Here is a 7,233-nt window from a genome sequence, read left to right as displayed (position 1 = left end):
GGATGTGCTCGGTGCCGATGTAGTTGTGCCCAAGCTGCAACGCCTCACGAAGCGACAGCTCGAGCACCTTCTTGGCACGCGGAGTGAAGGGAATGTGCCCCGACGGCGCCGACTGCCCCTGGCCGATCGTCTCCTCGACCTGCCGGCGTACGGCCTCGAGGCTGATCCCCAGGCTCTCCAGAGCCTTGGCCGCCACACCTTCGCCTTCATGGATCAGCCCAAGAAGAATGTGCTCGGTACCGATGTAATTATGGTTGAGCATCCGGGCCTCTTCCTGGGCCAGGACCACAACCCGCCGCGCACGGTCGGTGAACCTCTCGAACATGTCGGCTCCCCTCCGAAGCTGAGCCTGAATCGGAGTCTTCACTCTAGTTGCCGGGCCCCGGGTAAGGCCCCTCCGTAATCCCGGCACGGAGCTGGTGGACCGGCCCGGCCGGCGAGCGGGCGTGACCCAACGCGCCGGGGGCCACCCGCCGTGGGCTGCGCGTCTTCGCCGTGAACGGCCCGGAAACGCACCGGGGACGCCCGGGGGGGGTGCCCCCGCCCTGCGGTTCTTTCGCGCGAAGCGTAACCACCGAACCGGGCGCCGGCCCGGACGTCACCCGAGCGGCACGGCGTCCCCCTCCCTCGCTCACCGCATCCCATCTCTAACCGGTTCGATGGAAGTTTCATGCGATGAGACCGGTCCAGGTCCGCGGGATCGCACGCCGTGGCGCTGGCCGGGAAACAGTCCGTACACATACAGGACACCCACCATTGACATCAACTCAGGGGCAAGCCTAGGCTTCGCGACGAATCGATTCGACTGATCCGGCGGGAGCCTCCGCCGCGCCTGCGGCGCGGCCACCGGTGAGGCCCGCCGGGAACCGCTCCGCGACGGCGTCCGGGAAGCCCCGGGAGAGGTTCGGCATTTCGCTCGGCCCTCCGTACAGCCCCCAAAGAACAACCCCCAGCACAACTCCCAGAACACCCCTCTGTCCAAGGAGTCGCCAGTGGACACCACCCCCCGTACGCGACGCCGGCGTCGCCAGGGCCTCGCCGCACTGCTGTCGGCCACGGCCATGGTCGCCGCGTCCGTCCTCGCGACCGCCGGGCCGGCCCAGGCCGCCGACGAGTCCATCACCGTGAACTTCTCCGTCACGAACGGTTCCCCGACCTATCGGGCGTCGGGGTGGATCTACGGCATGACCGAGAACGGCGCCAATCCGCCGGACCATTTCTTCACCGACGTGAAGTACCGGTACATGCGGGCCGGTGGCGCGCAGCTCGACAGCCCGGGCGGATGGGTGTCGAGCAAGTACGACCGGCGGTGGAACGCCACCCGGGCGCAGTTGCTGCGCACCCGCTCGCTGGGCGGGGAGTTCGTCCTGCTGGTGCACGACCTGTGGGGCGCCGACGGTTACGCGATCTCGCGCTTCCCGGGCGACAACGGCAACTGGACCGACTACGACAACTTCCTCACCCGCGTGATCAACGACGTGCGGGCGACGGGTGCCCCGGTGCAGTGGGACATCTGGAACGAGCCCAACATCACCCTGTTCTGGAACCGTCCCCAGTCGCAGTACTTCGAGATGTGGAAGCGGGCCTACCAGCGCATCCGGGCCGCGTTCCCGTCCCACCTGATCGTGGGCCCGAGCCTGGCGGGCGTGCCGTCCACGAGCGGCTGGTGGACGCAGTACCTGGACTACGTCAAGGCCAACAACGCCGTGCCCGACATCGTCAGCTGGCACTCGCTGCCCGGCGACCCGGTGTCCAACGTGGCCACCGCGAACACCAGCCTCGACTCGCGGGGCATCGCCCACCCCCGCCCGTACCAGATCAACGAGTACGGCGCGTCCAACGAGCAGAACCCGGCCGACGGCGCCTGGTACATCGCCCGGCTGGAACGGGCGGGAGCCGACGGCCTGCGCGCGAACTGGGCCAGTGGCGGCAACCTGCACAACGACCTGGGCAACCTCCTGACCCACAACTCCGCCGGGCAGTACTCGCCCAAGGGCGAGTGGTGGGTCTACCGCTTCTACGGCTCCCAGACCGGGCAGATCGCCTCGGTCACCCCCAGCTCGAACTACGACGCCTTCGCCACGAAGGACACCGCAAACGCCAAGATCCTCCTCGGCGGCGGCCGCACCACCGGCAACGTCGCGGTCAACCTGCAACGCCTCGACACCACCAGCGGCATCGTGCAGAACAACCAGGTACGCGTCGTCGTCGAGCGCATCCCCTACAGCGGCGGCGGCGCCGTCACCGGCCCGGTCACCGTCCAGAACACCGTGGTGAACGTGTCGAACAACGGCGCCACCGTCAACGTCCCGCACACGAGCATCGACGACACCTACACCGTCACCCTCCTGCCCCCCGACACCTCGGGTCCGTCGCCGTCGGCTTCTCCGAGTTCTCCGAGCGGCGGCGCGACGGCGGTGCGCAACGTCAACGCGGGCCGCTGCCTGGACGTGCCGGGCGCGAGCACGGCCAACGGCTCCCAGCTCCAGCTCTGGGACTGCAACGGCCAGGCCAACCAGCAGTGGACGTACACCTCGTCGAAGCAGCTGCAGGTGTACGGCAACAAGTGCCTGGACGCCGAGGCCGCCGGCACCGCGAACGGCACCCGGGCGATCATCTGGGACTGCAACGGCCAGGCCAACCAGCAGTGGAACGTCAACTCCGACGGCACCATCACGGGCGTGCAGTCGGGCAAGTGCCTGGAGGCGAGCAACTTCGGCACCGCGAACGGCACGAAGGTGCAGCTGTGGTCCTGCACCGGCACGACCAGCCAGAAGTGGACCCGGAGCTGACCCCTCCCCCCGGCCCCCTCTCCGTTCCGGTGGCCGGAGGGCCGCCGGAACGGAGACGGCCGTGAGACGGCCCGGCGGCGAGGACGCCTCGCCGCCGGGCTGCCGCGTCATCGGGTGACGGTGACGGTGTCGAGGTCGTACAGGTAGCCGGTGCCGCTACCGGTGAAGACGAGGTACAGCGGACCGGACGCCGAGCCGGTCAGAGTGGTCGAGACCGTCGTGAAGGTGTCCCAGCTTCCGGTGGACGAGACCGCGACCTGGCCGAGCACCGTCCCGTTCTGCGACCCGGACCGGATCTGGATCGTCCCGCCCGAGCCGCCGGAGGACACCCGCGCCGAGAACGTCTTCGCGCCCTGCGTGTTCACCTGCGAGTACGCCGCCCAGTCACCGTTGTTGATGTAGCCGGCGGTCCGGCCGCCGCTGGCGGTGGAGTGGTTCGCCTGCTGCAGGCCCGACTGCGCGGTGTACGCCTCACCCTCGACCGTCTGGCTGCTGGGGGTGGGGCTGGCGCTGGGACTCGGGCTGGGGCTCGGGCTCGGACTGGGGCTCGGGCTCGGACTGGGGCTCGGGCTCGGGCTGGGACTCGGGCTCGGGCTCGGGCTCGGGCTCGGGCTGGAGCCGGACTTGGTGAGGGAGAACGAGTCCACGTTGAACAGGTAGCCGGATCCTCCCGTGAAGGCCAGGAAGAGCGGCCCGGACGCCGATCCGTTCAGGGTCGTGGACACGGTCGTGAAGGTGTCCCAGCTTCCGGTGGACGAGACCGCGACCTGGCCGAGCAGGGTGCCGGTCTGCGAGCCGGAGCGGATCTGGATGGTGCCGCCCGAGCCGGCCGAGGAGACGCGCGCGGTGAACCGGGTCGCACCCGCCGTGCTCACCGAGGAGTAACCCGTCCAGTCGCCGTTCTCGATGAAGCCGACCGCCTTGCCGCCGCCGGCCGTGCTCTGGGTGGTCTGCTGGACTCCCGACTGCGAGGTGTAGGACTCGGCCTCGATCGTCGTTCCGTTGTTGTTGCCGGGCGGGGCGCAGTCGGCCTGCACCATGCCGGCGGCGTACCTGATGCCGCCGAGCAGCAGGTTGCGGAGGCCCTGCTCGGAGTAGGACTGGATCGAGTGACCCATGCCCGTGTAGAACGACCGGCCGGACGCCTGCGGGTGGCACCAGGTGATCGGGTGGTCGCCCATGTTCCCGCCGCTGTAGCTGCTCTCGTCGAGGGTCTGCAGCACGTGGGTCGTGGACCGCGGGTTGGTGCGGTAGTTGTACCACTCGTCGGTCCGCGACCACGCCGCCGCGAGGCCCGCGGTCGCCGGATGCGTGCTGTCCTCGGTCCTGACGGTCGCCTGCTGGATCGCCGGGTGGTTGTTGAACCAGGCGCCCACCAGCTGCCCGTAGTAGGGCCAGTCGTACTCGGTGTCGGCCGCGGAGTGGACGCCGACGTATCCGCCGCCGCCGTCGACGTACGACTGGAAGGCGGTCTGCTGGGTGGCGTTGAGGACGTCCCCGGTGGTGCTGAGGAAGACCACGGCCTTGTACTGCGCGAGGTTGCCCGAGGTGAACGCGTTCGCGTCCTCCGTGGCGTCGACGGTGAAGTTGTTCGCGGCGCCCAGGTCGCGGATGGCCTGGATGCCCGTCGGGATGGAGTCGTGCCGGAACGCGGCCGTCTTGGAGAACACGAGCACCTTGTAAGCCGGGTCGGCGGCGTGGACGGCGGTCGGGAGCGACACGCTCGCGACCAGCGCGGCGGCCGCCGCCGACGCGCTCAGTAAGACCTTTGCGGCTTTCGGCATGGGTGTCCTTTCGTCGCGGCGCCCGGCACGGCCCCCTTCTCCTGGTGTCGTGGGGGCCTTGCCCGGGCGCCGCATCAGGTGTGGTCAGGTCACGCCCTGTGAGGGGAATCCCGCCGTCGAGACGAGCGGCGTACGACGGCGCACGGCTTGTGCGGATCTTCGGAGTGAGCCGGCCCGGGAAGGAGAGCCCGGAGGGTCAGCTACTAGTTAGTTTGCGCGTGACGAGACCGTCAAGACCGTAAGCCCGCTTATACCGGTCTCCGCACAACCGCACCCGGTCACCGTCGGCACCCGCTCTGGTCAGCGCGGCGACGCGCCGGCCGAGGGCCGGCAGCCCCTATGAAGCGTTCATATGTGTCGCACTCTTCGCCCGGGCACGAGTCCCCCGCCGCTCCGCGGTTCGTGGACCGCGTGATCGGGCCGGGCGCCCGCGATCCCGGCGTCCGGCCCGCGGGCCGTGTCTCCGACGTCTCTAACGTTCCAGGCGTACGGGATTGGCGGGACCGCTGCGGCGGACGAGCCATGCGTCGGTGATGTGGTTGAACATCGCCTCGGCCGCGCCGTCGGGGTCGTGGGCGGCGATGCGCTCGTAGATACGGCGATGACCGAGGTTGGACGCCACGCACAGGGCCCGCTCGGACCGGCCCATGTAGCGCGCGGTGTTGACGACCTGGCTCTCCAGCGAGCGGACCACGCCCCGGGCGATGCGGTTCCCGGACGCCCGCATGACCATGTCGTGGAAGGCGCGGTCGTGCTCCTCGTACGTCAGGTGGTCGTCCACGAGCTCGTCCATGCGGTCGACCAGCGCGCGCAGCCGGTCGACGGTGTCGGAGTCCGCCAGGCGGGCGGCGACGTTGGCCATGTCGGCCTCCAGCACGCGCCGCGTGACGACGACGTCGTCGAGGATCGCCAGGCTCTCGTCCTCGGCGATGGTCGCCGAGAGAACGAGCTCGTCGAGCATGTCCCACGACGTCGGCGGGGTGACCATGGTGCCGGCGCCCTGGCGCACCTGCACCAGGCCCTTCTCCTGCAGGATCTTCACCGCTTCGCGGACCACGGTCCGGCTCACCGAGAAGGCCTCGCACAGCGCGGGCTCGGGCGGCAGAGGCGTCCCCGACGGGTGCACGCCGCGCACGATGCGCACCACCAGCTCCGCCGTCACCGCCTTGGCGAGGCTCGCCGGTCGGCGTACCCAGGCAGGCGACGGGACGTCGCGGGCCGATTCCTGCGATGCCGTCATCTCATCCTCCGATGGCCTGCCGGGACGGCACGCCCACCGGCGAGTATATGTCAGGAGTATTGACGTCAGACGTCATACGAGTTACGTTTTCGCCGCAGACGGCCGGGTCAACCGGCCACGCTCTGGAGAGTGACAGCCATGAAGCAGCGAACACTGTGGTCGGCCGTCCTGGTCGCGGGGCTGACCGTGGCGGGATGTGGAAGCGCCACCCGAACGGCCCCCTCACCTGCCGCTTCCGGAACCTCCGGCACCGGCAAGCTGGTGGTCTGGGACTGGAAGTCGGGCGACGCGACCGCGGCCTCCTATATCGAGAAGGCGAAGGCGGACTTCGCCAAGAAGCACCCGGGCGTCACGGTCGAGTTCGTGGCCCAGCCCTTCGACAACTACTACACCCTGCTCGGCACGGCCATCCAGTCCAGCACGGGACCGGACGTCATGCTCTTCAACGGAGGCGGGCAGCTGCGTGACCGCGTGGACGCGCTCCTCCCGCTGGACGAGTACGTGGCCGAGGACCGCCAGCGGCTCGCGGGCTGGGACGCGTTCAGCAAGGACGGCAAGGTCTACGCCGCGCCGGTGACCCTGCAGGGACACCCGATCTACTACAACAAGGACATCTACCAGAAGGCGGGGCTCGACCCGGCCAAGCCGCCCGCGACGTGGGACGAGCTCATGACCGCCTGCGCGGCCGTCAAGAAGGCGGGGAAGAGCTGCTTCGCGCTGGGCAACAAGGAGGGCTTCGGCATCCAGTTCTTCCTCTCGGGCCTGGGCTCGGGCGTGCTCACTCCCCAGGAGTACGACGACTGGATCGCCGGCAAGCGCGACTGGACCTCCCCGCACGTGAAGCAGATATTCACGCTGTGGAAGGACGTCAACGACAAGGGCTTCAACAACGCCGGGGCCAACTCGACCGCGATGTTCAACGACTCGTGGGCGATCTTCCAGTCCGGCAAGGCCGCCAACGTCATCGGGCTGATGTCGGACATCGGGCACTGGAAGGACTTCGGCGAGTTCCTGCCGCCCGACCAGATCGGCGTCATGCCGGCCCCGGTCGTGACCGACGGAGCCACTCCGAGCCTCGCCTACGACGGCGGCATCGGCTACGGGGTCGCGAAGTGGACCAAGGACCCGAAGCTGGCGGCCGACCTGGTGCGGTCCCTGACGTCGACCGACGCCCTGACCGCGTTCTACGCCAAGGCCGGCGCGATCGCCTCCGACACCACGATCGACGCGTCGCAGTCCGGCCCGGCCGCCGGCGCCATCGTGTCGGCGATCAAGAGCGGTAAGCCCGCCCTGCACGTCGCGTTGTCCTCGAAGACGCTGGACCTGATGGGACGGCTGTCGCAGAAGCTGCTGAGCGGGTCGGTGACCGTCGACAAGGCGATGGACCAGATGGCCGCGGCCGACAAGGCGAGCTGAC

The 7,233-nt window shown here is 69.4% G+C and carries 5 protein-coding genes; 2 read left to right on the top strand and 3 right to left on the bottom strand.

All coding sequences use genetic code 11. The features are described 5' to 3' along the window. The coding region (locus tag HHX37_RS11240; RefSeq protein ID WP_279633918.1) for a Clp protease N-terminal domain-containing protein at positions 1-325 on the bottom strand (325 nt) is incomplete at its 3' end. A 667-nt stretch (positions 326-992) separates the two neighbouring features. Between HHX37_RS11240 and HHX37_RS11235 the strand changes: the two genes are divergently transcribed. After that, positions 993-2,792, top strand: coding sequence for an RICIN domain-containing protein (locus HHX37_RS11235; protein WP_182885347.1), 1,800 nt, complete (start codon positions 993-995; stop codon positions 2,790-2,792). Positions 2,793-2,899: 107 nt separating this feature from the next. Here the strand turns inward: HHX37_RS11235 and HHX37_RS11230 are convergent, their stop codons facing one another. After that, complete coding sequence (locus HHX37_RS11230; protein ID WP_182885346.1) at positions 2,900-4,576, bottom strand: ThuA domain-containing protein; 1,677 nt, start codon at positions 4,574-4,576, stop codon at positions 2,900-2,902. Between the two features lie 472 nt (positions 4,577-5,048). Next, positions 5,049-5,816, bottom strand: a complete 768-nt coding sequence (locus HHX37_RS11225; RefSeq protein ID WP_182885345.1) for a FadR/GntR family transcriptional regulator — start codon at positions 5,814-5,816, stop codon at positions 5,049-5,051. A 138-nt stretch (positions 5,817-5,954) separates the two neighbouring features. On the opposite strand from HHX37_RS11225, the gene HHX37_RS11220 reads away from it, so the two are divergent. Further along, positions 5,955-7,232, top strand: a complete 1,278-nt coding sequence (locus tag HHX37_RS11220) for an ABC transporter substrate-binding protein (protein ID WP_182882253.1) — start codon at positions 5,955-5,957, stop codon at positions 7,230-7,232. Position 7,233 lies beyond the last annotated feature (1 nt).

The sequence above is a fragment of the Microbispora sp. H10885 genome, assembly GCF_014161415.1.
GTDB lineage: Bacteria > Actinomycetota > Actinomycetes > Streptosporangiales > Streptosporangiaceae > Microbispora > Microbispora triticiradicis.
The sequence above is the reverse complement of the archived record's forward strand: the minus strand, read 5'-3'. Positions and strand labels throughout refer to the sequence as shown.